We start from the raw sequence: 25,916 nt of genomic DNA, 5'->3' as shown, positions 1-25,916 counted from the left end.
GACGCTGATTGATTGCGTGTCCCTAACCCGCAGCGGTATGGCCACCGAGCGTGGTCACGATGCGATAGCGATCCGACGGAAGGGTGTGCACACCGACAGCTTCGAGGCTTCCGTCGGAGTCGAAGTGCCGATGGGTGACAACCAGTGCGGCGGAACCCTTTACCGCGTGCAGTTCGTGCGCCATCTCCGCGGCGAGTACAGTCGCACCGACTTCTTGCTCGATGCGCTGCCGAATGAGATTGGCTATGCCGAAGTCGCCGGCCAACATCATGCGCCGATGGGGGAGGTCCGCTCGCAAATACAGTTCACTCCAGCAGATCGGCACCGACTCGGTGCCGCGAACCACCCGAGGACCTTCGATGCGGAACCACCGGGACCCAACAGAGACGCCGATCCGATCGGACAATTCCGCATCTGCCACAACCTCGCTCGCACTGGGTTCGGAAATCCTGGTACGTCGAACGAAGGCGAGCAGGCCGACTCGGCTCGTGACGAACACCTCGTGCCCGTCCATCTGCGGTGGTGACGCCACGGTGGTCCCCGCTCCGCGGCGCCTGGTGATCAGTCCCGCGTCCTCGAGGTGCCGCAGCGCCTGCCGCACCGTGCCCCGCGCGAGTGAGTGCGACTCACACAACTCGAGTTCGGTGGGCAGCCTGTCTCCGACCCCGAACTCACCGGATTGGATTCGCTCGATCAGGTCTTGTGCGAGCAGCACGTGCTGCGGGTCGGTCACCCGCCGGATTCTGACCGTGCCTGCACGAACATCGCGAATTCAGTGGCTGCATGGTGCATCGAGAACTCTCCCGCCTCACCTCGAGTGCGTCCGTCGTATGGAATCCCGAGCCGGGATCATCAAACTACCGGGGCACTTTGTCTATACAAAACACTTCCACCAAGTTAGGGCCCAGTCTCGGTTTCCACAAGGTTTTTCGCGAATTCATACCGATCTGCTTCGCTGCCGCCATTCCTCCACGCGCAGTCATCTACCACACGAATAGGCTGGGAGAGTGTGGATTCCATCCACCGGGCAATTCCTTGTGCACCCCGCGTCCAGACGCTACAGTGCATCCGCACCGGACCCGTCACAGCCGTCGGGTCTTGGTGGTACCTCATGGCCAGATGCATTGCCCCGCCGCACACCAGATTCATCGTCGATGGAGCAGACATATCGCCCCGGCCGAACCGGCCGGATGCGCGTCACCCCACAGTCTGGAGGCATACAGTTGAGAAAGCATTCGAGACGACTCGGCCGCACTCTGGCTCTCACAGTCGCTGGAGCAGTTGCGCTGGTCGGTTGTGCGAGTTCCGAGAGTTCCAGCGATGACGTTGGTACCGCAGCGCCCGCGGCCTCCGGCGTTCTGGGCAACCAGGACGACGGCGGCACTCCGATTCAGGGTGGCACGCTGAGCTACGCGACCTACGCACCGGTCGCCAGCCTGGACCCAGCCCGGACCCAGCCGGCGGCGGCGACCGGTGGTACCGAGATGTCCGCGGTATACGACGTGCTCATGCGCTACGACTTCGAGTCGGAAAGCTTCGAACCCCAGCTCGCGCAATCACTGCAGGAGAGCGCCGACCAACTGACCTGGACGCTGCAGCTGCGTGACGACGTCACGTTCAGTGACGGCACAACGCTCGACGCCAACGCGGTCGTCGCCAGCATCGAGCGCTACAACCAGCACAGCGGCGCCAACTCACAGCTGTACGAGTACATGGTGCAGAGCACGGTGGCGCAGGGCCCGGACACGGTGGTATTCACCTTGATGCAGCCGTGGCGCACCTTCCCCGTGATGCTCTCCTATGGGCACGGCATGATCGTCGCACCCAGCTCACAGCAAGGCGACCAGTTCACCCCGATCGGCGCCGGCCCGTTCACCGTCGTGGAGCTCGCGCCGCAGCAGGAGCTCGAGCTGAAGGCCCGCCCCGACTACTGGAACGGCGCCCCGAACCTGGACGGCCTGAAGTTCGTCGCGATCGCCGGTGAGCAGCCCAAGATCGACGCGCTCGCCAGTGGCGGCATCGACATGGCGTACCTGCGCAACGCCGAGACGGTGACTGCTGCGAAGGAGACCTTCCCCGGCTTCATCGACACCACAAGCCTGTCGATGGTCGGCCAGCTCAACAGTGCGCCCGGCCGCCCGGGGGCAGACCCGCGGGTGCGGCAGGCGATCGCACTTGCGATCGACACCGACGTCATCAACCAGCGGGTGCGCGGCGGCGAGGGCATGACCGGTACCGACATGTTCCAGTCCTGGTCCTTGTGGCACGGTGACGTCGCCGGCACCAGCCCCGACACCGCCGAGGCCGAGGAGCTGCTCGACCAGGCGAAGGCCGACGGGTACAACGGCAAGCTCACGTACGTCGGCGTGAACGATCCCGACGCACAGAACTTGGCGCTCGCGGTCCAGGCGCAGCTGAACGCCATCGGTTTCGACGTGGTACTCGAGTACACCAGCAGCATCACCGACATGGTCCAGCGGCTGTACGTCGATCGCGACTTCGACATGAGCTACGCCGCCTACAGCATCTCTGACGTCGCACCGGAACTGCGCCTGTTCAGTTCCCTGTACAGCACCTCGACGAACAACATCCTCGGATACAACTCCCCGGAGATGGACGGGTTGCTCGCCAAGGTGCTTACGGCACCCGACGACACCGCGAAGCGGGACGCCATCACGGACATACAGTCCCTGGTAAACACCGACCAGCCTTTCCTCGCGTGGGGTGCCGGTGAGGCGTACACAGCGTGGGCGCCGAACACCTACGGCATCATCCCGACTATCGACGGAATACTCCTGTTCGACAAGGCATTCAAGAAGAGGTGACCGATCGCCGGTCTTCGTAGGCACACCCGTAGGTCATGAATACCGCCCTGCCTGAATCATATTCACAATCAGAATAATCTGAGAACTCGGCCCGACGCGACCGACTGTTCGATGTGTCGGCCGCGTCCCAAGCCGCGAGATCCATGATCCGGCGGTCCGGGCCGCGCGGGCGGCCTCGGTGACGGCAGCGCACGAATGCCTCGTCGCCAGCGACCTCGGCCTCTCAGTAGGCGGCGGCGACTGGCGGTACGACCTCAACCTCGGCCGGTACAACGGCGACCATCTGCTGCGTGCAGTCGTGGCCTTGAACGCGCTCGGCGCACTCACCGCAGACGAGGCGACCTACGCGAACGTCGGCAGTGGTGCCGTCGGTCCGGCGGGTCTGACTCGATCGTGATCGGGGTGGTCGGGGCTACCGCAGACGACCACACCGGCGCCGCAGGGTCGATCTACTCGGTCGACGCGCAGTCGGCTGTCACCATCGGCGAGAATGAGGTACCGGATCCCGGTGTCACCGGCCACAGGTGAGGGAGTGCCATGACGTCGTTGTCGGCCCGCACGTCCGAGGCCCTGCGTAACCTCCGCAGGGCATAGCCGTTGCTGATCTCGACGGCTGCTGCGAGGTCCTCGGGGCCGTCCACCAGGGTGCGCCCGAGCAGCCACACATGGTCGGTCGGGGCACGGAGAACCTGAGGAGTGTCGGCGTCGGCGTCGGTGTCGGCGGGGGCCTCGGCGTCCGGGCCGATCAGCACGTAGATCCCGCCGTCGGAGGCGGTTGTCCGGCTGCCGACGTAGGACCAGGTGTTCGTGTGCGCGTCCATGAACTGGAAGCTGTGGTACCGGGACACCGGCGGAACAGTGAGCGTCACCGGGCCGTTCGCAAGGTTCAGCCACGCCCAGGAGTACAGGGTGTCGTTGTTCGGTTTGACGATGATGTGCTCGCGGTGGTCATAGAGCTCGGTGCTGTGCGAGAAGGTGTTCGGCGGGAACGAGTCGCTGAGTGTGGGGTCGGTGGCGTAGTTCCTGGTCCGGGCGGTGATCACCGGCGGATACCCCACAGGTAGGCCCCAGTCGTCGCGGTGTGAAGCCCTGCGTGACACCGGTGTGGAGTACGCCCGCGGGGGTCTGATGTGCGTCCGCCGTCGACCGGCGGCGCCGGGCGTGCTCCCGGCGGCACCAGTAGTCAGCAGGCCCCTCGCCACCTATCATTGATTTACACGCGTTAGTTGACGAAAGGATGGTGGTGTCGGTGAGTGATGCAGCGACCACGGAAGCCCGCTACCTACGTGGTGACCTCGACTTCGAGGACGCGCTGCGGGAGGTGACCGGCACCGACATCGGCCGCGGCGAACTCGTGCAGATTCTGCGCGGCCTGCACTCCCACGGCACAGCCACACCCGATCTGTCCGAGCACGACGCGCAGATACTGGCCGACGCCGGGTTCACGGCCGACCCTGCCGCGGCGGCCTCCGCACGCGTGGACCGCGACATCCGGATGGCGAACCTCGTTGCGACCTCCTTCTCGGTCGCCGAGGCTGCGGACCGTCTCGGCGTCACCCCAGCCCGGGTGCGGCAGCGCATCGGCGACGGCACCCTGTGGGCGTTCGACTCCGGGCGGAGCCGGTTGCTGCCTCCTGCGCAGTTCACGGCGACAGGTGGAGTCCCGCATCTGGAGAAGGTGCTGCCCCGAGTACCGAAGCTGCAGCACCCGCTGACTTTCCAGGCCCTACTCATTCGCCCGCAGCAGGCGCTGCTCGTCGACGGCGTACCGGTGTCGATCGTGGCGTGGCTGACCGGAAGCGACGGCAGCACCCACGACATCGACCAGATCCTGGACGTGATCGCGGCGGCCGAGTGGGAATCGGCGTAGATGGCGGCGATGCTGTCCGCTCCGCCGTCGATCATGGAGCTCCGCGCGGCGGGCCTGCGCCCCGAGGAGATCGTCGACTGGCCTGCAACAGAGATCGTATGGCGAGTGCACCGCACCACCAGCGGCCACACCCTGCCGTGGAACGGGCTGCGTGAGTTCGGCCCGATCCTGCGATTCGATCACCACCCGCCGCCGCGCGATGAACACCCTGGCTACGGCGTCTGGTACGGCGCATCGAGCCCACGAGGCGGTCTCGCCGAAGCTTTCCAAACGACCCGGGTGATCGACCGCCATTACGGCGACCCGTACCTCACCGGCGTCCGCTTCACGAGACCCCCACGCCTGCTCGACGTCGCCGGATACGGCGGCGGCGCGTGGGCGACCCGCGTCGGCGGCAACCACGCCCTCGACACCGCGGTCCACCGGCTGTCGCAGCACTGGGCACGTTCGATCCACCGCGCCCACACCGACATCGAGGGCATCACCTATCGAGGCCGGTTCGCCGGCGCCGCCTCCATCGCCGTATTCGAGCGTGCCACCGACGCCTTCCCCGCCCGACCGGTCCTGTCGCTACCCCTCGCACACCCCGCGCTGGCAGACGCGATCGGCACTGCGGCCCACCAGCTCGGCTACACGATCGTCTGAGCGAAAGACAGAACCCGCACCTGCCGAGGGCAGGCGCAGGTTCTGTGGTGGGTGATGCGGTCGGCTCGTCGGCGGCGTGACGATCCGCACCGATCGGGCGGGGATCCCATGTTTGCCTTCGATCAACCCGCATTCGAAGGTCTCCTGCGTGATCGAGTGGCCGGATTCGAATCGGTGACGCCGCACACATGACTCCACCGTTCATGGCGCAAGGCCGGTCGCTCCAAGTCGGCCGCCGCCTTGAAAGACGAACGACTCGCTCGCGGCCGGTGCACGCCGTCAGACGGAGAAAGACAAACGTTGAGGCCCTGACGAGACCCTCGACCCGGACGAGCGCGATCGTACGCTGCACCGTCGGCTTCCTGAATTCAAGTGGCGTGACGACCGAGAAAGCGTTCACAGAGATCGCGTCCTCGTTACCCGTATCGCGGGAAATACGCTGGCTCCCAGTGCGATCACTAACGACACCGCGCCCACCGACGCGACTGCGCTCCACCGCACCACCGGCGACACCGGCTGACCGAGATCGGATGCCAGACCCGCAGCGACCCCTGCCAGAGCGGGCCAGGCGAGAACCGCACCGACCACCACACCGATCACCGCGACCACCGTCGCCTCCGCCGCGACCACACCGAGAATCTGCCTGCGTGTCGCGCCGATCCGCTGCAACAGGGTGAACGCTGCGCGCCGGTCAGTGGTGGCCATCGACATCGTGTTCGCCACAGCGAGGGCCGCAAACGTGAGCGACAGACCGACGAGCGCGCGCTCGAACAGGCGCAACAGACGTTCGTCCTCCTCGTTGCCCGCGCTCGTGTACTGCCGTGGTGTCTCGATACGCGCACCCGTACCGGCCAGTGCCGCCGTCAGGGCATCCTGGTCGGCAGAGTCGGCGTACAGCAGCGGGGTCGTCGCTGTCCGATCGTGAGCGAGCGCGGTGCCGCGGTCCACGAAGGCGAACACCGGTGCACCGGAAACGATACCGGTCACCTCGAGTGGACGACGCTTCCCGTCGGCGAAGACCGTGTCGACCGTCGCACCGACCCGCACACCCACCCGCTCAGCAGTATCCCGGTCCAGTATCACCGCGCCGGCCTCCAGTCCGTCCGCCGAGCCGTCGTCCACAGAGAGCCCCAGCGCGCGCATCGCTGCGGGATCGATTCCCCAGACGCCGACTGCGCGTTCGCCGAAGATCATGCTGGTCGCGACGGGCGCACTCACCCGGCTGCCACCATACGCATGCACGGTCTCGACAACGTCGTTCGGCAGTGTCGGTGCCCCCTCGGCTGGCGACACGACGAGGTCCGTCGGGACAGCCGCGGAGGCATTGCTGTCGAATGCGTCGTCCATCGTGTCGATCATCCCGGTGAGCATCACTGCGAACCCCATCAACACGAGAATCGGCGACAACACCGACGACACCCGTCGTACACCGTGTGCAGATTCAGCTCTGAGCAGTTCCGCCGTGGGCCCCGAGCCTCGAACCAGACATTTCATCAGTTTCGGCAGATAGACTGGGCCCAGTGCCGTGACCCCGATGATCGCCGACATGACCGCGGTGACGGCGAACGTCGCGCTCGATCCACCACTGCTTGCCGCACCCGCCGCCGCGAATGCGCACGCACCTGTCACGCCGCACACGCCTGCGAGCCATCGCGACCGTGTCATCGGCGAACGCTCCACCTCGGACACCCTCAGCGACTCCATCGGCCGCACACGCGCGGCCCTACGGGACGCAAACCATACACCCGTCACGGCAACTCCGACCCCGGTGACGACTGCGGCGAGCACCGGAGTCACCGTGATCGACGGTTCCCATCCGGCCGGCAAGATCGCCGCGTCGCGCATCCACCCACCGAGCACGGGCGCGACGGAGCAACCCATCATCGATCCTGCGATGCCCGCCACCACGCCGATCGCGCAGGCCTCGACCAGCAACAGACGACGTATCTGCCCCGGGGTCGCGCCGACGGCGCGGAGCAGCCCGAGTTCCTGCCGTCGTTGTGTCACAGCGAAAGCGAATGTGGTGGCGACGATGAACACCGTGATCATCGCGGCGAGCACACCCATCGCACCGAGCAACTGCGACCCGATGTTGCGGGCACCGCGATCGGCCGACGTCTCGATGTCCGCGAGGTCGGCTCCCGCGAGCACCGATCCGTCGACAATGTCCTCGAAGGCAATGTCCTCGAATTCATTTCGCACAGCGGTGATGTCTGCGCCCTCGTCGAGTATCACCCCCACGGTGGTGGCACCCCTGGACAACGACCGCGCCGTCACATCATCGACATACACCGAGCGCCCGTCCGCGATACCCGACACCGTGACGCTCGTGCGCCCGGTAGGTGTGACCAGCGTGGTCGTGTCACCGGGGTTCAATCCGCTCGACGCGGGTGCGACCACCTGACCGGGGCCGGACGGCGCCGCGCCGGAGATCACCCGGTTGCTCCCCAGGTCCGACGACGAAATGTTGTGCCCTAGCGGATCATCGCGGTCGGTTGGTGTGAGTATCCGTTCCCCGTCCGCGAGCTGTGCCGGGAAAACCAGATCCGGTACGACGCGTGCGACACCGTCGACGTTCGTCAGTTGCGTGACGAGGATGCGCTCCCGCTCCGCGTCCAGTGGGCGACGGAGCGGGGTGCTGTTGTACGTCTCGCCGAGTGTCTCGGTGGCGATGACGAGGTCCGCGTCGGCGTAATGTGCGGGTGGGCGGGGTTGTGCCGAGGCGATGACGAGCAGCGTTGCCGAGAGCAGACCGATTCCGCAGGCCAGCGCGACGGCACTACCCAGCAGACTCCGCCACTGATGCCGCGCGGAAGACAATGCAAGCGAGAACATCAGGCCTCCCATTCAGCCATGCGAGCGGCGATCTGCTGCGCCGTCGATTTCGATTCGAACTCGTCGACGACCCGTCCGTCTGCCAAGAACAGCACACGATCGGCGGCGGCCGCGACCACCGGGTCGTGGGTGACCGCCACGACCGTCTGCCCGTGTTCGTCGACGAGCCTGCGCAATTGGGCCAGCACAGTTCGCGACGACGCGATGTCGAGTGCACCGGTCGGCTCATCGGCGAACAGCACCGAGGGCCGGCAGATCAGTGCCCGGGCAATCGCGACACGCTGCTGCTGACCGCCGGACAACTCGGACGGCAGATGTGCCGCACGGTCGCTCAGCCCGACGAGGGAGAGCACCGCCCCCACTTCCGCGGCCGTCGGGCGTTGTCCGTCGAGTCGAAGTGGCAACGCCACATTCTGTGCGGCGCTGAGCGACGGGACGAGATTGAACGATTGGAACACGAACCCGATGTGACGGCGCCGAAACCTCGTCAGCGCATTCTCGCCGAGTTCCGTCATGTCGATGTCACCGATCCGGACGGCCCCGTCGTCGGGCCGGTCGAGACCGGCAGCGCAGTGCATGAGTGTGGATTTGCCGGAACCCGACGGCCCCATGATCGCGGTGAATGTTCCCGGCGCGAACTCGACCGACACTGCGTCGAGGGCTGTCACCCGCTGGTCAGCGAGCCGATAGCTGCGCGAGACACCACTCAACGTGACATATCCGCGCGCCGTGGCCTGAATCGTTGTGGTCATGGTTCGACCAAACCGGATTTCTCCTGTCGCGTCGGTCTCCCAGAGGTGACTGTTGCAGGTAGCGTCTGCACTACTGTGCAGCCCCGCCGAACGCGATAACGTGCTTCGGTGTGGGACCATCTGCACTTCGTACCGGCGACGTGGAACCTTCCACGCTTCGGACCGCGGTGACACGGTCGCCGCGACGGTTCCTGTTGTCGTGGTGGCCGTGGCGCGCTGTCGTGTTTCTGGTGACGGGCGCGGCGTTGGGCGCACTGACGGCCGCCACAGTCGCGATGGCGGCGCTGTTGTCGGTCTACGTCGTGGGGTTGCTGCTACTCGCGGCATGCCTGCTCATGGGGATTCCCATCGCCCGCTGGGAACGCACACGGCTCCGATTGGTCGACGAAGAACCGACCGTCGACCCGCACACTCGCGTCTCCGAACCGGGATGGCGAGCCTGGCTCCGGGTTCGGTTGCGCGAACGCGTGACGTGGCGGGAATTGGGCTACGCGGTGATCAACGCGTCGGTACTGTGCTGGATCGACGCGGTGGTGGTCGCCCTGTGTCTGGGGGTGGTGGGTTTCGGACTGCAGGTCTCGCTGACAGAAGTCGGTGTGCCGCCGGCCTATCGGGCTCTCGGCGTCGTTGTGTCACTGGCCCTGCTGCCGATCGCTGCCTACATCATCGCAGCGTGGGCCGCCGGCCGCGCCGAGATCGCGCGGGCCGTGCTGTCGCCCCGCGACGCCGAACTCGACCGGATGCTCAACGAGGTCACCCTCTCGCGCAGTGCTCTCGCCGCCGCGTTCGACGCAGAACGTCGTCGCATCGAACGGGATCTGCACGACGGCGCACAACAGCGCCTCGTCGCACTGTCGATGTCGCTCGGCCTGGCCAAGCTAGACCTGCCCGCCGATTCCGCGGCGGCCGAACAGGTCGGCGAAGCCCAGCAGCAGGCCCGGCTGGCACTGCAGGACCTTCGCGATCTCATCCGAGGCATCCAACCGCAGGTGCTGTCGGAGCGCGGACTCGGCGCTGCGATCGACGATGTCGCCGCGCGCTCACCGACACCTGTGGACGTGCGACTCGACATTCCGCGCCTGGCCGCAGACGTCGAATCCACCGCGTATTTCGCGGTGTGCGAGGCGCTCGCGAATGTCGCGCGGCACGCCCGCGCGTCCTACGTGCGGGTCGACGGCCGCCTGACTGATTCGACGTTGTTCCTCGAGGTCACCGACGACGGTTCCGGAGGTGCCGACCCGACCGCCGGAACCGGACTCACCGGACTCGATCACCGGATTGCCGTACTCGGTGGCACGATGTCGCTGGACAGCCCCGCGGACGGGGGCACCCGACTGCGAATGGAGATTCCGTGCCGGCACTCCGCATAGTCTTCGCCGAGGATTCCCTCCTCGTCCGGGAGGGTGTCGTCGGGATCCTCGGGCGGTTCGGCCACGACGTGGTCGCAGCCGTCACCGACGCCGATGCGCTCCACGACGTCGTGGCGTCTCACAGTCCGGATATCGCGATCACCGATGTCCGGATGCCCCCGACACACACCGATGAGGGACTCGTCGCGGCAATGACGTTGCGTCGCGACCATCCCGGTCTTCCGGTTCTTGTTCTCAGCCAGTACATTCAGCCCACCTATGCGGCCGAACTCATCGACTTCGACGCCGGAGGTGTCGGGTACCTGCTCAAAGACCGTGTCGGCGAGGTCGAGCAGTTCGTCGCCGATGTCGAACGGGTCGCGGCGGGCAGTACGGTGATCGATCCGGAAGTGGTCCGTACCCTCCTCGCCACGAATCGAAATCCTCTGTCGCGGTTGAGTAGCCGTGAGCTCGAAGTGCTCGCACTGATGGCAGAAGGGGATTCGAACGCCACGATCGCGTCGAAACTGGTGGTCACCGATGCCGCGGTCGCGAAGCACGTGCGGTCCATCCTCTTGAAACTCGATCTCCCGCCGGAAGCGGATGGACATCGCCGCGTCCTCGCAGTGCTGAAGTACCTGCAAAGATGAGGGTTCGTCCAGCGTTCTCGACCGTGCACAGAGCGCAGGCGAGAATGTTCCCGACACATGCGTGCGGATGCACGGGCTCTGGTGATGGCTGATGCGTTTGCGACCAACCCGACCCGTTTCAGTGCTCCGCAGCGGCCCTCGAGGACCGCCCGGTCCAGGCTGACAGCTTCATACGTATACAATCGTGGATGTCATGTCTCGTGGAGGTAATGAATCTCTTCTGTCGGCCCTGCCTGATGGCGTCCCGGAACGAAACCCAGCAGTGTTGACATGGGATGATCGGCGGTACGACGGCGTGGCAGCTGCGACGCCCGAAGCGGTGCGCCACGCAGAAGCGGAGTAGATACGTATGGCAACGAGTAGGGACGTTGCGAGGCTCGCAGGGGTGTCCCAGGCCACGGTCTCGCGCGCACTCAGCAATGGAAAGGTCAGCCCCGCCACCCGCAAGAAGATCCTCGATGCGGCAGCATCGGTGGGCTATGTCCCGAATCTCGGGGCGCGGGCAATGAAGACCGGCCGGGTCGAGACGATCGGGGTCGTAGTTGCGGACCTGACCAATCCGTTCTACCCGGAAATTCTCGACGCGCTGACCGAGTACCTGGACAAGGCGGGACAGAAGGTGACGCTGTGGAATTCTGACGGCCCCGGCAACGACGCCGCGTTGGAAGCGATCAACGCCGGATCGATCGACGGCGTCATCTTCACCACGGTGATCGAAGCCTCAGCGCCGCTGCGCGCTGCACTGGCCAAGCACAGTCCCGTCGTGCTGATCAATCGTGTCGTCGAAACGTTGCAGTGTGATCAGGTGGTCAGCGACAACGCGGTCGGGGGCAGCACGATTGCCGATTACTTTCTCGCCAACGGGCACACCAAGATCGCAATGCTCGGAGGACCGTCGAGCGCCAGTACAGCCCGCGACCGGACCCGTGGATTCGCCCAGCGGTTGCTCGAGGCGGGGGTGCCCTTGCGCTCCGAGTGGACGGTGGAAGGTACCTCGTTCAGCCACGACTACGGGTACGCCGCGGCGAGCAAGCTCCTGGCCTCCGCCGACCGACCGACGGCGATCTTCTGCAGCAACGACCTGATCGCATTCGGTGCACTCGACGCCGCGCGTGATGCGAATATAGCTGTGCCGGAGGAACTATGGGTGGTCGGATACGACGACATCTCGATGGGTGCATGGCCCGCCTTCGATCTGACCACGATGCACCAGCCGACGCGGACGATGGCGGAGGCCGGCGCCGAGGCCCTGCTCGAGCGAATCGAGAATCCTGACGCTCCGTACAAGACGCTGACGTTCCGTTCCCATCTGGTACCGCGAAGGTCGACGGCCGTCACACCGATGACCGAATCGGCGCCGTTGCGGACTGCTGAAACCACTCGCCTCGAGGACGACGCTCCGGTGTTCAGCGGGTAACCCGTCGTGCGTATGCCCGACAGATCAGAGATGTCCGGGCCGCGAGATCGCGGCCCGGACATCTCACGCCTGTCTGTGGCGTCACAGGCTACCGGCCTGTAGTCGGATCGTGTTCTTCGCTCCATCCACGGCGAAGCCGCACCCGCGGTGCCGTTTCCGGGGACCAGAGCGCGCCCGCAAAGGTGATGAGCGAGGTCAGCACCATGTAACCGGCGACGAGCCAGTAACGATCGAAGTCGGGTCCAATCAGTGCGGTGGCAAGCAGCGGCGCGAATCCACCGGCCAGCACTGCGGCTACCTGAGGCCCGACCGACGCCCCGGAGTAGCGAAGCTTCGGCTCGAACAACTCCGTGAAATAGGCCGGTTCCACCGAATAGCAAAGGTCACGACCAATATTGCAGGTCAGGATCAGCACCAGCAATACCATCAGGAAGTCACCGGTCTGCACGCCCCAGAAGAACGGGTACGCCATCAGCGCCATGACAACTGCGCCGGCTATCACCGTATAGCGGCGACCCCACCGGTCCGACACCCAACCCCAGAACGGGATGCTGAACAAACCGAGGCCTGCCATGATCATCGTCGCGAGCAGGATGTCGTTCTCGGCAACCAGGATTTCGGGACCGTAGGCGAGCAGGAAGGTGGTGTAGATGTAGTAGTTCGCGTTCTCGGCGAAGCGCATCATGATGACCCGCACGATGGTCAGCGGCCGGGTCTTGATGACCGTCACGACGGGCATCTTTTCGATCTCACCCTTGGCCTTGACCTCCTCGAAGACCGGGGATTCGGCAACCTTGCTGCGGATGTAGAAGGACAACGCTACCAACGCGAGCGAGGACAGGAACGGAATTCGCCAACCCCAGGATTCGAACGCCTCTGTCGGCAACAACCCGACGACCAAGAAGAAGGCTCCGTTCGCGAGCAGGGTGCCGGCCGGCACGCCGATCTGCGGCCACGAGCCAAAGAATCCGCGACGCTTCGGTGGTGCATACTCGGTCGCCATCAGCGCTGCGCCGCCCCATTCGCCGCCGACCCCGAGACCTTGCACGATGCGCAGCAACACCAAGGCGATCGGGGCTGCGATGCCGATCGAAGCATAGCCCGGAAGGCAGCCGATCATGAACGTCCCGAAGCCCATGAGGCCCAGGGTCATCATGAGCATCTGCTTGCGGCCGACCCGGTCTCCGAAGTGCGCAAATATCACTCCACCGATCGGACGCGCTGCAAAGCCGATCGCATAGGTGCTGAACGACAACAGAATCCCCACGAACGGATCGACATTCGGGAAGAACTGGCTGTTGAGGATGATCGCAGCGGCGACCCCGTACACGTAGAAGTCGTACCACTCGATACACGAGCCCAATACCGACGACACCAGCGCCCGCCTACGCATGGCCGGGTCGACGGTCGAGGTTTGGTCCGCAGAACTCGATGGTGGGTTCGTCGACGCATCGACTGACATATGCGCTCCAATACTGGGGGAACGGAGAGTGGCGCAGGTGGCATCGGCTCAAACCTGACGCGAAGAGTACGCAAAGTGTATACGTAATCACTCCAAATGCACAGACCTATTCGAGATTCTCAACTCCCCCTTGTGCGGGATCGCGACGAACCCGTGAGAGATCAGGTGCATGCGCGCTCGCATCCAGAGGAAATGCCGTCGACAGCCGAGCCGCTTCCGCCCAAACGCTTGCGGGTCATAGTGCATACGTATACACTTAGCTTAGTGACCGACACCACGTTCAAGCGGTCACGTGACTTCCGAAGGCGGACGACCGTCCGTCGACCATTCGATGGAGGAGTTCTCAGATGACGATCGCCGCAGTTCACCGTCCCGATATCCACACCCTGGACCTCAAGGCACCTCAGAAGGAGAACGTCGAGCGCGGAAGCACCTCGTCGGTGCGGACAACCGTGGAAAACGTCATCGAGGACATCCGGCAGCGCGGTGATGCCGCAGTGCGGGAGTACTCGGAGAAGTTCGACAACTATTCGGCCGACAGCTACCTGCTCAGCGACGAGAAACTCGACGAGATCGTCGCCCGAGTACCCCGCCAGGTGATCGAGGACATCACCTTCGTGCAGGAACAGGTCCGGGTGATGGCCCAGAAGCAGCTCGAGTCGCTGACCGATTTCGAGATCGAAACCCTACCCGGCGTGCTCCTCGGACAGAAGAACGTGCCGATCCAAGCGGCCGGCGCCTACATTCCCGGTGGAAAGTATCCGCTGCTGGCGAGCGCGCACATGACGATCATCACGGCCAAGGTGGCCGGCGTCGAACGCGTGGCCGCCTGCACGCCGCTGATCCGCGGTGAGGTACCGGATGCAACCATCGCCGCGATGCGCCTGGCCGGGGCAGACGAGATCTACCTACTCGGTGGCATCCAGGCGGTCGCCGCGATGGCAGTCGGAACAGAGACCATCCGTCCGGTCAACATGCTCGCCGGCCCCGGCAATGCCTTTGTCGCCGAGGCCAAGCGGCAGCTGTTCGGCGAGGTCGGCATCGACCTGTTCGCAGGCCCCACCGAGGTGCTCATCGTTGCCGACGAACACGCCGATCCGTTCATCGTCGCAGTGGACCTGCTCTCGCAGGCCGAACACGGTCCCGACTCGCCGGCGGTGCTGATCACCACCAGCGAGGAACTCGGACGCGCGGTGATCGAGCACATCGACACCCTCCTGGTCGACATGCCTACCCGTGACTACGCAGAAACGGCCTGGCGCGACTGGGGTGAGGTCCGGGTCGTGAAGACCTTGGACGAGGCGTACGCGCTGGCTGACGAGTACGCGTCCGAGCACGTGCAGATCCTCACCCAGAAGCCGCGCGAAGCGCTCGACAAGATGCACGACTACGGCGCCCTCTTCCTGGGCGAAGGAACCTGTGTCTCCTACGGGGACAAGGTTATCGGCACCAACCATGTGCTGCCCACCCGCGGCGCGGCCCGCTACACCGGCGGCCTGTGGGTTGGCAAGTACCTGCGCACGGTGACCTACCAGGAAGTGACCAACACCGAGTCCAGCGCGTTCTTCGGCGAACTGTGCGGCCGTGCGGCCCGGGTGGAGTACTTCGAGGGCCACGCCCGCTCCGGCGACGTGCGCGCCGCCAAGTACCGGGGCGAGTCGCTGTCCTGGTCCGATCACCGCTTCACCAAGTAGACAAAGCCGGCCGGCGGAGACCGCCTCCACCGGCCGGGCGCCGCAGTCTGCAACGGGGTCGAGCCCAACACCATCCGATGTGGCTCGACCCCGCCGAACTCTGCTCCCTCCGGAGTCCGAACCCGAAAGTAGAAGCAATGGCCGATCTGGGCAAGATCTCACGGACCAGCGTCGTAGGAACTGGGTACATGGGTGGAGGAATCGCACAGGTCCTCGCCTTGTCCGGGTATCCGGTGACCCTGGCCGACGTCGATGCGGTAACCGCGCAGAAATCACGCGACCGCCTGATCACACAGGCTGCGCACTACGAATCCCTCGGCCTGTTCACCACCGATGCCGCCGCCAAGGTCGCTGACAACCTCAGCGCAGCCCCCTCGATCGAAGACGCAGTCTCGGACGCGGACTACATCACTGAGGCAGTACCCGAGGTAATCGATATCAAACTGGATACGCTGCGGCGGGTGTCGGCCTCTGCGCGGGCGGATGCGATCGTCGGTACCAACACCTCAGCGATCCCGATCGAGGACCTCGCGGAGGTAGTACACCTGCCCTCTCGTTTTCTCGGCGTGCACTGGATGAATCCCGCGCCGTTCATTCCCGGCGTCGAGCTGATTGCCGGCACTGCCACTACTTCGGCAGTCGTCGACGTAGCCGAATCATTCATCCGATCGCTCGGCAAGATCACCGCCAGAGTGGCTGACACACCTGGTTTCGTGGCCAATCGGTTGCAGTTCGCCCTGTACAAGGAGGCCCTGTCGATCGTGGAGGAGGGATCCGCGACACCGGAACAAGTAGACGCCGTCGTGAGCAACACATTCGGCTTCCGGCTCGCCCTCTTCGGGCCGTTCGCCATCGGCGACATGGCGGGGTTGGACGTCTACAAGGGTGCCTACGACACCCTCGAGCAAGCCTACGGACCGCGGTTCGCCGCACCCGGCCTTCTCGTCGAGCTGATCGAACAGGGCCGGCTGGGGATCAAGTCCGGTCGCGGTCTGCTCGACATCGCCGACGCGGACAAGGACGCGCTCGTTGCCTACCGGGAGAACGCCTACGCCCGGTTGTCCGCGCTCCGAGCCGATCTCGGGCCTGCTCCCGGACTCTGACCTCGTCCCCGGCCTGACGACCTGCGATTCCGACCCGCACCACATGGCACTCTCTGCGGGACCCTGACACGCACCGCGGGTCCGCGAAGTGGTCTTCACAACGGTGGTCTTCACAACGATTCGCGGCGAACACGCGCCCAGCTGCAACCAGTCCCGCCTACGTCGGCCGAGCGTAGGCGGGACTCAACGTTCAATTCCACGAACACCGCTGTGCAGCGCGTGGCCTGATCGGGTAGTGGCCGATGGACGGTGCCCGCAGGGAGCCACGCTACCCGGCGGTGCACCGTCCACCTCCCTACTGAGCGGTCCAGCCTCCGTCGACCCGAATGGATGTTCCCGTGATCATGCGGGAACCGTCGCTTGCGAGGAACTCCACGGCCGCGGCGATATCAGCGGGTTGCGCCATCACGCCGAGAGGGATGCTCCCGAGGACGAACTGGCGGAAAGACTCGTCCTCGAAGAACTCCCGAGTCATTTCGGTCTCGACGAATGTCGGGGCAACGGTGTTGACCCTGATGCCCTCGGGTGCGAGCTCGAGCGCGAGCGCACGGGTCATGCCTTCAACTGCCCACTTGGATCCGCAGTACACACTTCTTTTCGGTCCGCCGACATGTCCCATCTGTGACGAGATCATGATGATCGAACCGCGGCGCGCGTCCCTGCGCATGGCGCCCACAGCCTGCTGCGTGACGAAGAACGCCGCCCGCACATTCACATCGAAGACCGTGTCGAAGTCTTCGGCGCGCACCTCATCGAGGTTCTGCGGGATGTTCGTCCCGGCGGAGTTCACCAACACGTCCACGGTCGCATCCTGAAACAGCTCGGTGACGGCGGCGATGTCGTTGACATCCAGCGGATGAATGTCGGGGCGGCGACCCACGGCAGAAGCAACGTCGGTGGCGGCCAGATCGAGCCGGTCAGCATTGCGTCCGATCAAGTGCAGGTGTGCTCCGGCCCGGGCCATCGCGAGAGCGCTGGCCCGGCCGATGTCCCCTCCTCCACCAGTGACCCACGCATGCTTGCCCGCCAGCGAGGTGTCGGCAGGTTGGCCGGACTCCTGGGCGATCACTTGATCGCCTGCGGGTTCAGCGGTGATCCGACGGCGCCCGGAATACGCAAAGGCGGTCCGACCAAGAGGAACTCGTACGTGCCGTCCTCGGCGCAGTCCGCAGCAAGCTCATCGAGCTGCCAAATTTCACCGACGAGCAACCCCATCGAGACCAGCATGATCAGGTGCAGTGGCTGGAACGTATCGGGAAGCTCGTTCGGCCGGACCTCTGCGCCCCAGGTGTCGGTGGCAATCGCAGCAACTTCCTTCTCGTGCAGCCACTTCGCGCAGGTCAAAGACAGTCCTGGGGCATCACCCGCCGAGTAGCCACCCCACGCCGGCAGATTCTTGCGTGCCTGCATGTCGCCGGTGCGGATGAGCACCACGTCGCCGCGCTGCACCTGGACGCCGAGCTTCTCGCACGCTTCGTCGAGGTCTTCGGGGTAGATCGCCTCGCCCGGATCCAGGTGCGTGCGGCCCTTCACCTTCGGAATGTCGAGGAGGACACCGCGCGACACCACGGTCGGGAAGTTCTCGACATCGCCCTTCTTCGCCCCCGTGGATGTGACTTCGCCGGCGCTGAACCCGTTGTACATGACACCGTCACGGAAGATGTGCCCGAGTGCATCCCACTGCGTGCCGCCCTGCAGGAACAAGAAGAGGCTGTCGTCGGCAAAGCCCCACCCGAGGGGGTCGTCGCTGTACGTCTGAGTACGCGCCAGATGGTCGGTTCCGGTCGCGGCCATCTGATGCACCGGGTTCACCCTGCCGAATGCGCCGGTCTGCGGGCCATTGCCGTCGAGCGGGAGTTGCAGCGAAATCGCCTTGCCGGTGCGTACGAGCGAGGCGGCGTTACGGACCACATCGGGGGTGATGTGATTGAGCGTGCCCCGCTCGTCGTCTTCGCCCCATCGGCCCCAGTTGGAGCAGGATTTGTACAGCTGGTGGAACAGATCGAACGTGATCTCGGGATGTGCAGTTGACATCGTCGTCGACTCCTTCGTCTATGGCGGGTGACTAGAACGTGCCCGCGGTTTCGGTGAGTGCGCCTTCAACCGTTGTCCGGACACCCGCCGTATGCTGCAGGTTCTCATCCGCCGTCGCCGACTTGATGTACCGAGTCACGGCCCCTCCTTGGTATGTGATGCACCTATCATCAATGCATACGTATGCTAAGTCAAGATGTTCGGGCATCCGATGGGGACACGGTCCTCGATACGAAGTCGAAGCATCACCGGCAACAAGGAGGCGTCGCACACAAGGCGATGGCATTCAACCCTTGCATCGCCGTGGACCGTATACGTATTCTACTGCGCAGAGCGAAGTCCACGCCCGCGCCATCAGTTGCAACTCCCCACCGCGATTCGACATCGACCCGCCACCGGAAGAGGCCGGAATCCGGACGAAATGCGGCCGATCGAGGCGATCGGCGCACACGAGATGAGATGAGACCGAATCATGTTCGAACTGTTGGATCAGCAACAGCGACTGTCGCGACGGCAGATAACCTTGGCGGTCATCGCCGCGTGGGCCGTGTGCTTGGAGTTCCTCGACTACTTCCTCATCGGGTTCATCCTGACGTTCGTAGCGGGACCGTGGAACTTGAGCTTCGGGCAGAGTTCGATCATTCTGCTGTCCTCTGGCGTCGGCGCGATCCTCGGAGCGATATTCTTCGGTCGCCTGGCTGATCGGATCGGCCGGCGACGAGTCTTCCTGATGACCATCCTGATCTTCACCGCGGCCACGGCAGCCTTGGCGTTCACCCCCGATTCAGCGTCGTTCGGGTGGTTGTATCTGACGTTCTTCCGCGTCATCATCGGGTTCGGGGGCGGCGGGTTGTATGTTGTCGATCTCCCGCTCGTGCAGGAATACATGCCAGCAGCAAAGCGGGGTCGCGTGGCGGGCATAGTCACTGCCTCGGTGCCTCTCGGGTTCCTCGCTGGGTCGCTCATGGTGTGGTTACTCTCCGACGTCATCGGCTGGCGCGGCATCATGATGGTGGCGGCAGCAATGGGGCTCTCGGTGCTCCTACTCCGGCTCTCCATTCCCGAATCTCCACGCTACTTGGCCCGCAACGGCGATCACGAAGGCGCACGCAAGTCGGTTGCGTGGGCGCTTCATCTGCCCGTCGCCGAGGTCCCCACGAGCACTGACACCGCGACCGAAACGGAAAGCGCCCATGCCTCGTTCCGCGATTTGATCCGGTACCCACGCAGTTTCTGGACATCCATACTGGCGAACCTCGGCATGCAGACGGGGTACTACGGGCTCACCCTGTGGACACCCACACTCCTGGTGATCGTCGTTGGCATCTCACCCTCGGAAACCGGGTTCTTCATGGTCTTCGTCACCCTGGGTGCGTTGGGAGGCCGGTTCGCACTCTCCTACCTCTCGGAGCTGATCGGTCGACGCGGCGCAGGTACCCTCGCCGGAGTCGGTGCTGCAATAACCACAGTCCTGGCAGCGTTGGTCGGCGACACCACCTGGCTGGGCGTGTCCGCGTTCTTCGTGATCATGATCGTGGTCTATTTCTTCGGTGAGGGCGGGTTCGCGATCGTCGGCCCGTATTCGGCGGAGGTGTGGCCGAGCAAGCTTCGTACGACAGGGATGGGGTTCTCATACGGGATCGGCGGCCTGGGCAAGATCATCGGCCCACTCGGTCTCGGCCTGATCCTGGGCTCATCCAACGTCATCAAACCCGAGGTTACCGAGCAGGGCCTGCTTCCAGGATTCAGCTACTTCGCGGCCTGGTATCTGCTGTGCGCCGCGATGTTCCTGTTCGTCGGATTCGAGACTCGGGGCAAGTCGATCGAAGCGCTGGACAACGAAATCGAGCAGCAGCGCACCCGCAGACGAAAGGTCACCGCACCCTGACTCGCTGTGCAGGCGCCACCTCAGGACAGGCGATCGCAGACCGGGGCCACCCGACATCGGGGACGCTACTCTGGGGGCATGTCTACCGGCGAGAGAGAGCGTGGTGCGTCTGCTCGCGACCTGCCCGACCATCGAACTCCGGATCACCGAACCTCGGACGCCGCGGTGACGAATCAGACCTTCGCATCCATGCTCGGGAGCGGGTTCGTGCATCCGGTGACGACAGTCGATCATGAATCGAAAGTTCGTGACGTCACCGGGATAGCGATCTACGATCCGAGGTCGGATCTGGTTGCCTCCCATGATGTTCAGCTGTGGTTGAGTCAGCCCGAACATGCCGACGTGACGCTCCTCGTCGCCTCGCTTGCACACTCCACCGTTCCCGGCATCGTTCTCGACCATGTTCCGGATCCGCTCGACGCCACCGCACTTCAGCGTGTGACCGAAGAAACGGGAATCGCCGTCTGGTGCAAGCCGGATGGGGTGCCGTGGGTCCAGGTATTGGACGAGGCGAGGTCTGTCGTCGAGAACGCCGGCGTGCCGACCGACGCGGTCGGCAGCACCGTCGCTCTCGGTGATGTACACCGGCTTGCGGACTCGTTGGCAGACTATCTCGGCGGCGCCGTCATCATCGAGGACGCACGACTGTCGGTGCTCGGCTATTCGATCGACTGGGTCGGCAATGATCCCGGTCGCGACGCAGCCATTCTGATGCGCAGCATGCCCGCCGAGTGGGTGAGCTATCTGGGGACGATAGGGGCGCTGGATCGGCTCCGCACCACAGAAGACGTCATCGAACTCGACGGCGGGCCGTTCCTGGAACGGCAGCGCTATATCGCTCCCGTCCGAGTCGATCGACAGTTCGGAGGAGTCATCTGGCTGGCACGAGGGGACAGCCCGTTGCCGACCGATACCGTGGAGCGGCTGCGTGTTGCAGCGGCTGCAACCGCACCGCATCTGCGCCGCCATATGGAACTCGACGCATCCGAACGAGCCGTGAAGACCAGTCACATACGGGCACTTCTTGCCGGTGAACCGGTGTCACGTTCGGACATCGAGGAGCTCGGCCTTTCTGGAGTATCCACGGTCACGCTCATCGTGATCCGCAACAGCGAGGCGGCCGATCTGGACGATCGCCAGAAGGAGCGGCTGCAGAACGCTGTCGCCCTATCGTGTCGCGCTGCCCAGGTGCGATACGCGGTCTCGGCAATCGGGAATGCCGTCTACTGCATCGCCGCGCCGCAGTCCACAGACGGCAGAAACAGCACTGACCTCGCTGATACCTTGTTTGCGTCCTGTTCTCGCACACTGCATATCCCGCTACACGTGGCAGTGACAGGTGCGGTGGACGGCCTCGACGACCTGTCGTTACTGCGGACCCAAGCCGACTTGATACTCGAATCGCTCCGGCGCCATGAGCCGAAGAGATCCTGTGTGAGGACAGTGGACAAAGCTGCAGCCGCCCTGTTGCTCGATCACTTCGCCGAGGCCGCCCGAGACATGAAGCGGGCGATTCCATACCGCAAAGTGGACGAGCTTCGAGCATACGATCTCGACCACGGTTCCGAGTATGCGCAGACATTGCGGGTGTTCCTCACGAAGAACGGGCGGGTGCCGGAGGCGGCACAGGCGCTCAATTTGCATCCGACCTCTTTGCGGTATCGACTTCGGCGACTCACCGAACTCTTCGACATCGACTTGAGCAGCCCCGATGAGCGGTTGCTGTGCCTCGTCCTCTTACGTTGATCGACGACATACCCGAGACCGCCCCCGAAAAGCTTCCTGCGGAATCTGCGACTACCGACAGGCCTTTCCTCCAAAATGAGGAAGATCCCACTTGATCCTCCTCTACTTCGAGGAATACATTCCAGCCCGCCTGTGATGAACTATTGAGCAACCGATTCTTTGTGATGCAGACCACGCACTCCACCGAATGAAGGTAGTCGACGGTGATCGAAGCAACCTCCCCACTGCGAACTGCAACCACCATCCGCGCTCATGCCCTCGGACCGACACGGCTGGCAATCGTGCTCGCGATCATGGCAACGACGAACATGCTGAACGCGATGGATCGTCAGATCTTCCCCATCCTCCTGCCGCAAATCCAGGGGCACTACGACTTCTCGATGGAGGCAGCCGGACTCCTCAGTACTGTATTCACTCTCGGAATCGGCCTGGCGGGTATACCCGCCGGAATCATCGCGGACAAGTTCGATCGCAAGCATGTGATAGTCGTATCCATCGGCATCTTCTCCGTCGCGACAGGGCTTCAGGCGATTGCGGTCTCGTTCTTCGACATGTTCGCCTATCGCGTACTCACCGGGATCGGCGAGGGAATCCAGAACGCGGCTCTGTTTGCGGTGGCCGGCGCATTCTTCCAACACCGCCGCACCATGTCGCTCGGTGTACTGACGGCCGCATACGGCCTCGGCGCCGCATTGTCGCCGGTGTTCGGCGCCAGCATCATGCAGATCACGGGCCATTGGCAAACACCGCTGATTGCACTTGCACTGTTCGGTGTGGTTGTCATGCTGTTGTGGAAGTTTGTTCCCCACTCGGTCACGCACATGGGGAAGCTCGACGACAGTTCCTCTCCTGCAGAGCAAGAGCAATCCCCAGTCGGAGGAAGCCGGCCGGCGAGCGGGAACATCGTTCGCCTCTGCATCGTCGCGGCAGTGACGGGCTTCATGATCTACGGCTACCTGGGCCTCTATCCCACATACCTCATCACTGTTCGTGATTTCACGACGCAAGACGCGGCGATCGTCATGAGCAGCTTCGGATTCGGCGGACTTACCGCAATCCCACTCGGGGTGCTGGCAGATCGCTGGAAGCAGAAGTGGCTCAACATGATTGCATTGTTCGGATTCATGATCGTGGGCAGCTCGATATTCGTCGTGGCATCCAATGCACTCACCATTCAGATAGTTCTGTCTTTCCTGATGGGTATGTTGTTTACCGGAATCGTCTACCCGAACAGCATGTCCCTACTACAGAAGAACATGGCTGCAAGTCGGGGGGGATTCGCCACCGGCCTCTTCGTCGCCATGCTGTACATCCCGTCGAGCATCTCGGGCTACGGACTGGCATTCCTTGCTACGAAGCTCGGCTGGCAGGCCGCCGGTGCATCGGCAATGGTTTCACTGGCCGTCGTGTCGCTGATCGTCATGCTCACCTACCGCCCCAGTGAGCAACTCTTCCGCTAGGGAACCTCTCCCTCCTCGGGGTACCGCAACGCCACACGCAACAATTACTGGATTGGAATCGACCATGTATCTCATCTCCACTGACACCGGCGGTACCTTCGTCGACACGTCCATCGTCGACGGAGACGGCGAACTCTTCGTCGGCAAGGCACCCAGCACTCCGCACGAGCCGGCCAAGGGACTGTTGGAATCGATCGACGCCGCCGCCAGCCGGTTCGGGGAAAGCGCGAGCGGAGTGCTACGGAAGTGCCGGCTGTTCGTCAACGGTACGACGGTGACAACGAACGCACTCATTCAACGTAAGGGCACGAAGACCGGGTTCATCACCACGGCCGGCTTCGAGGACACCTTGCTCATCGGACGCGTACGTTCCCGCACTGCCGGCCTCGACGCGATGGAGATCACCGACTATCGGCACGCCGAGCGGCCCGAACCCATTGTCCCCCGCGATCTGATCCGAGGCGTCATCGAGCGCGTGGACTATCAGGGCGAGATCATCGCTCCACTGGACGTCGAGCACGCAACCCGGGTCGTGGACGAACTCGCCGCCGAGGGGATCGAGGGTCTGGCCATCTGCCTACTCTGGTCCTTCCGCAACTCGACACACGAGCAGGAACTGAAGAAGATTGTCGCGGAGCGACATCCGCACATCTACGTGACGACGTCCAGCGATCTCGTTCCGGTCATCGGTGAGTACGAGCGAGCCAACACGACGGCGATCAACTCTTTCCTCGGGCCCACGCTGCAGAACTATGTGCGCGGAGTCGAACATGTCGTGTCGAGCACCGGTTACGACCGCGAGATCCTCATCATGCAGTCGATCGGCGGGTTGTCCCCGGCCAGCGAGCTCGCCGAGCGGTCGGTCACGTCTCTCCACAGCGGACCTGTCGGTGGCATCGTCGCGGCGCAGAAGCTCGGGGAACAACTGGGGGAGCCGAACATCATCACCGCCGACATGGGCGGGACCAGTTTCGATGTCGGGCTGATCGTCGAGGGTTCTCCCCAGACAGCGAGCCAGACCGTGGTCGAGAGGAACATTCTGCGCGTGCCCGCGGTGGAAGCCGTGAGCATCGGCGCGGGAGGTGGCAGCGTGGCCTGGCTCGACGAGGTCGGTGCACTCCGCCTCGGTCCCCAGAGTCAGGGGTCGTTCCCCGGTCCGGCATGCTATGGGCGCGGCGGGACGCTCGCCACCGTCACCGACGCCGATGTCGTCCTCGGCTACATCAGCGCAGACTACTTCCTCGGCGGGGCGATGAAGCTCGACCGCGAGAAGGCCATCGAGGTCGTCAACGAGAACATCGCGAAACCGCTGGGCATCTCGGTTGAGGAAGCGGCGTTCGGAATCTACCGAATCGCCAACTCGCACATGGCCGATCTGGTCCGCCAGATGACAATCGAACGCGGCTACGACCCGCGTACCTTCACGCTCGTGAACTTCGGCGGGTGCGGACCGACGCACTGCACCGGGTACGGTCCCGAGGTCGACGTGAAGTCCAGCATCATCCCCGCCGCGGCCACGGTCTTCTCCGCCTTCGGAATCGGGCAATCTGATATCCGGCACTTCTCGAGCCGCTCACTCCGTCCCATGACAATCATCCGTCAGGGCGAACCCGTCGAAGCCTCCGTTGCGGACGAGGTCAACGAGATCGTCCGCGGTCTCTCGAACGACATGCGCGAGCAGCTCCAACGTGACGGTGTCCAGGGAGACGACGGAACATTCGGGATCAACATGGAGCTGCGGTACAAAGGCCAGACAAACGAGCTCACGATCCCCGTCCGCGCCGATCTTCCTATCGGACAGGCACACTTCGATGAGATCGTCGAGAACTTCGAGCGTCAGTACGAGATGCTGTACGGCAAGGGTGCACGCTCGACGCTATCGGCGTTGGAACTCATCACCATCCGTGTCGATGCGACCGTGACCCCTCCCGGTAGTGCGCCGACGATCAGCCGTCCCCGCTACCAGGAGTCAGGCGACCCCCTCGTAGGCGAGCGTCAGGTCTACTGGCCGGATCTCGGGTACACGCCCACACCCGTCTATCGAGGCGAACTGCTCGTACCCGACGAGCCCGTCATCGGACCGGCCGTCATCGACACCTACGGGACCACAATCCCCCTCCATCCCGGTCAAATCCTCGAAGTGGACAAGACCGGCAACTACTTCGTCCGCCACTGAGGATTGGAAC

At 64.1% G+C, this 25,916-nt stretch carries 20 protein-coding genes; 13 read left to right on the top strand and 7 right to left on the bottom strand.

From position 1 onward, the window contains the following. Nucleotides 1–22: 22 nt before the first annotated feature. A complete protein-coding gene (locus ACZI8W_RS10595; protein WP_463368450.1) occupies nt 23–733 on the bottom strand; it encodes a GntR family transcriptional regulator in 711 nt (236 codons plus the stop codon). Between the two features lie 490 nt (nt 734–1,223). Between ACZI8W_RS10595 and ACZI8W_RS10590 the strand changes: the two genes are divergently transcribed. Continuing rightward, entirely contained in the window at nt 1,224–2,825 is a 1,602-nt protein-coding gene (locus ACZI8W_RS10590; RefSeq protein WP_463368449.1) for an ABC transporter substrate-binding protein, read from the top strand. 178 nt (nt 2,826–3,003) lie between these two features. After that, nucleotides 3,004–3,222 (top strand): hypothetical protein, encoded by a 219-nt coding sequence (locus tag ACZI8W_RS10585; RefSeq protein WP_463368448.1) that lies wholly within the window; start codon nt 3,004–3,006, stop codon nt 3,220–3,222. A 52-nt stretch (nt 3,223–3,274) separates the two neighbouring features. Here ACZI8W_RS10585 and ACZI8W_RS10580 read toward each other — a convergent pair whose 3' ends face one another. Beyond that, nucleotides 3,275–3,925, bottom strand: coding sequence for a DUF1254 domain-containing protein (locus ACZI8W_RS10580; RefSeq protein WP_463368447.1), 651 nt, complete (start codon nt 3,923–3,925; stop codon nt 3,275–3,277). 149 nt (nt 3,926–4,074) lie between these two features. Here ACZI8W_RS10580 and ACZI8W_RS10575 point away from each other — a divergent pair, with 149 nt between their 5' ends. Together ACZI8W_RS10575 and ACZI8W_RS10570 are read left to right on the top strand one after the other, a co-directional pair. Further along, a complete protein-coding gene (locus ACZI8W_RS10575; RefSeq protein ID WP_463368446.1) occupies nt 4,075–4,695 on the top strand; it encodes a hypothetical protein in 621 nt (206 codons plus the stop codon). Continuing rightward, nucleotides 4,696–5,340 (top strand): RES family NAD+ phosphorylase, encoded by a 645-nt coding sequence (locus ACZI8W_RS10570; RefSeq protein ID WP_463368445.1) that lies wholly within the window; start codon nt 4,696–4,698, stop codon nt 5,338–5,340. Between the two features lie 396 nt (nt 5,341–5,736). On the opposite strand, the gene ACZI8W_RS10565 is transcribed toward ACZI8W_RS10570, so the two are convergent. Further along, nucleotides 5,737–8,175 carry an ABC transporter permease gene (locus tag ACZI8W_RS10565; protein WP_463368444.1) on the bottom strand — a complete coding sequence of 813 codons (2,439 nt, stop codon included), beginning with the start codon at nt 8,173–8,175 and terminating at the stop codon, nt 5,737–5,739. After that, complete coding sequence (locus ACZI8W_RS10560) at nt 8,175–8,927, bottom strand: ABC transporter ATP-binding protein (protein WP_463368443.1); 753 nt, start codon at nt 8,925–8,927, stop codon at nt 8,175–8,177. The genes ACZI8W_RS10565 and ACZI8W_RS10560 overlap by 1 nt, the downstream gene beginning before the upstream one ends. 110 nt (nt 8,928–9,037) lie before the next feature. Here ACZI8W_RS10560 and ACZI8W_RS10555 point away from each other — a divergent pair, with 110 nt between their 5' ends. The 3 genes from ACZI8W_RS10555 (at nt 9,038) to ACZI8W_RS10545 (ending at nt 12,343) form a co-directional block, all read left to right on the top strand. Next, nucleotides 9,038–10,297 carry a sensor histidine kinase gene (locus tag ACZI8W_RS10555; RefSeq protein WP_463368442.1) on the top strand — a complete coding sequence of 420 codons (1,260 nt, stop codon included), beginning with the start codon at nt 9,038–9,040 and terminating at the stop codon, nt 10,295–10,297. Then, nucleotides 10,279–10,926 (top strand): response regulator transcription factor, encoded by a 648-nt coding sequence (locus ACZI8W_RS10550; RefSeq protein WP_463368441.1) that lies wholly within the window; start codon nt 10,279–10,281, stop codon nt 10,924–10,926. The genes ACZI8W_RS10555 and ACZI8W_RS10550 overlap by 19 nt, the downstream gene beginning before the upstream one ends. 349 nt (nt 10,927–11,275) lie before the next feature. Then, complete coding sequence (locus ACZI8W_RS10545; RefSeq protein WP_463368440.1) at nt 11,276–12,343, top strand: LacI family DNA-binding transcriptional regulator; 1,068 nt, start codon at nt 11,276–11,278, stop codon at nt 12,341–12,343. Between the two features lie 88 nt (nt 12,344–12,431). Here the strand turns inward: ACZI8W_RS10545 and ACZI8W_RS10540 are convergent, their stop codons facing one another. After that, on the bottom strand, nt 12,432–13,805 hold the full coding sequence (locus tag ACZI8W_RS10540) for an MFS transporter (protein ID WP_463368439.1): 1,374 nt from the start codon (nt 13,803–13,805) through the stop codon (nt 12,432–12,434). A 347-nt stretch (nt 13,806–14,152) separates the two neighbouring features. Between ACZI8W_RS10540 and hisD the strand changes: the two genes are divergently transcribed. Continuing rightward, a complete protein-coding gene (gene hisD / locus ACZI8W_RS10535) occupies nt 14,153–15,499 on the top strand; it encodes a histidinol dehydrogenase (RefSeq protein ID WP_463368438.1) in 1,347 nt (448 codons plus the stop codon). A gap of 137 nt (nt 15,500–15,636) precedes the next feature. Beyond that, complete coding sequence (locus tag ACZI8W_RS10530; protein WP_463368437.1) at nt 15,637–16,602, top strand: 3-hydroxyacyl-CoA dehydrogenase family protein; 966 nt, start codon at nt 15,637–15,639, stop codon at nt 16,600–16,602. A 295-nt stretch (nt 16,603–16,897) separates the two neighbouring features. Here ACZI8W_RS10530 and ACZI8W_RS10525 read toward each other — a convergent pair whose 3' ends face one another. Together ACZI8W_RS10525 and ACZI8W_RS10520 are read right to left on the bottom strand one after the other, a co-directional pair. Beyond that, nucleotides 16,898–17,671, bottom strand: coding sequence for an SDR family NAD(P)-dependent oxidoreductase (locus ACZI8W_RS10525; RefSeq protein ID WP_463368436.1), 774 nt, complete (start codon nt 17,669–17,671; stop codon nt 16,898–16,900). Next, a complete protein-coding gene (locus ACZI8W_RS10520) occupies nt 17,668–18,636 on the bottom strand; it encodes a cyclase family protein (protein ID WP_463368435.1) in 969 nt (322 codons plus the stop codon). Before ACZI8W_RS10520 ends, ACZI8W_RS10525 begins: the two co-directional genes overlap by 4 nt. 472 nt (nt 18,637–19,108) lie before the next feature. On the opposite strand from ACZI8W_RS10520, the gene ACZI8W_RS10515 reads away from it, so the two are divergent. The 4 genes from ACZI8W_RS10515 to ACZI8W_RS10500 all read left to right on the top strand — a co-directional run bounded on the left by ACZI8W_RS10515 (nt 19,109) and on the right by ACZI8W_RS10500 (nt 25,906). Beyond that, nucleotides 19,109–20,524, top strand: a complete 1,416-nt coding sequence (locus ACZI8W_RS10515) for an MFS transporter (RefSeq protein WP_463368434.1) — start codon at nt 19,109–19,111, stop codon at nt 20,522–20,524. A gap of 78 nt (nt 20,525–20,602) precedes the next feature. Further along, complete coding sequence (locus tag ACZI8W_RS10510; protein ID WP_463368433.1) at nt 20,603–22,270, top strand: PucR family transcriptional regulator; 1,668 nt, start codon at nt 20,603–20,605, stop codon at nt 22,268–22,270. Nucleotides 22,271–22,473: 203 nt separating this feature from the next. Continuing rightward, nucleotides 22,474–23,730: an MFS transporter gene (locus ACZI8W_RS10505; RefSeq protein ID WP_463368432.1), complete on the top strand. Its 1,257-nt coding sequence runs from the start codon at nt 22,474–22,476 to the stop codon at nt 23,728–23,730. 52 nt (nt 23,731–23,782) lie between these two features. After that, nucleotides 23,783–25,906, top strand: coding sequence for a hydantoinase/oxoprolinase family protein (locus tag ACZI8W_RS10500; RefSeq protein WP_463368431.1), 2,124 nt, complete (start codon nt 23,783–23,785; stop codon nt 25,904–25,906). Nucleotides 25,907–25,916 lie beyond the last annotated feature (10 nt).

This window comes from Rhodococcus ruitaii (assembly GCF_055230935.1).
The sequence above is the reverse complement of the archived record's forward strand: the minus strand, read 5'-3'. Positions and strand labels throughout refer to the sequence as shown.